The sequence below is a fragment of the Bartonella sp. MM97QHHN genome (genome assembly GCF_042194285.1).
In the GTDB taxonomy this organism is placed as follows: domain Bacteria; phylum Pseudomonadota; class Alphaproteobacteria; order Rhizobiales; family Rhizobiaceae; genus Bartonella.
This window is the reverse complement of the sequence record NZ_JBHIMS010000015.1, coordinates 1-1,193: the sequence shown is the minus strand read 5'-3', so window position 1 is coordinate 1,193 and position 1,193 is coordinate 1. Positions and strand designations below refer to the sequence as shown.

The 1,193-nt window shown below is 37.2% G+C and carries 1 protein-coding gene; it reads right to left on the bottom strand.

Annotation, left to right across the window (positions count from 1 at the left end; all coding sequences use genetic code 11):
* Positions 1-98 precede the first annotated feature (98 nt).
* Entirely contained in the window at positions 99-851 is a 753-nt protein-coding gene (locus ACFIJW_RS00235) for a hypothetical protein (protein WP_375632699.1), read from the bottom strand.
* Positions 852-1,193 lie beyond the last annotated feature (342 nt).

Sequence of the window (1,193 nt, the reverse complement as noted above, 5' to 3'; positions counted from 1 at the left end):
GTTTTAGTGGTCATAGGTAGCTCCCTAATCTAATATTCAAACAAATTTTTAAATGAAATGGTTATAAGGAGGCGCCCCCGCACCGCCCTATTGTTTAATTAAGCAGCTTCTTTTTCACATTCTAATTCACATTCTAAATCGTCATCATTTTCCGATTCAAGATCAGCATCATAATAGTCTTCAAAATCATCATAATACTCATGACGATAATAATCATCTTCACTACCAAATTCGGGATATGCTTCATTCCAAATATGATCATCTGCTGTTAAAGAAGCGGCGCTATGAACATAAGAATCTCCTGAGATAAGAGCACCACATACAACGGCATCATCGAAAACACGCGCGTCATCACAAATATAAGCAGCACCGCTTATTTTTGCATTGCCTCCAACATGAGCATTATCACAAATGACGGCATCATCAGAAATATGAGCATGATCAGTTACATAGGCATTATCATAAATCTTTGCATTGCCTTCAATTACAACAGCACCTTTAATATGAGCATTCCCATAAAGACGCGCATTGCCTCCCATAAAAATAGCTTCAAAAATAGCATTCCCATAAATTTTTGCATTCCCACAAACGTCTACAAAAAAGCTTCTTACTTTTGCATTCCCAGAAACGCGGGCATTTTGAAAAACGCGGGCTTTATCATATACCCAGCACGTACCATAATGCGATAGGTTGCTTTCATTTTCTATAAAACCACCTAAATCCCCCGCCTTGACATCTCCAAAATCTTTTAAGGCGCGTATACGGTATAATGTGAGACCAGTCATATGATCTATTTCATTAGTCAATTCATATTTTTTGGATGGTTTTCTCTTTTTAACTGTAGCGTTCATGCTAGTAATCCTATTCAATAGAGTTTTTAATTGACAACCCATAAGGGCGCCGGGCGCTAAAAACACGGTGAATAGTCCGCCGCTATACTTTCCCCTCGCGAAGGGTATTGTATGGTATAGCTACACCCGACATAATCGTTATATGCTAGAGACAGCACAAAAGAAAGTCAGTATTTTAAAAATTGGAGAAACCTTATCGTGGCTTACTCGCTATTCATATAGTGTTTTTAGCACTTGCCAACCTTAATAAACGACCTTTTCTTTAAAGTCAATACGTATTTTTTATTTTTTTCACTTTTTTTCATTTTGATACCTACCTAATTGAATACCAAGTGCTTTCTC

What these genes read in the sequence shown, in the direction of transcription:
- ACFIJW_RS00235 (WP_375632699.1), bottom strand. Translation starts at nt 851, where the DNA reads ATGAACGCTACAGTTAAAAAGAGAAAACCATCCAAAAAATATGAATTG.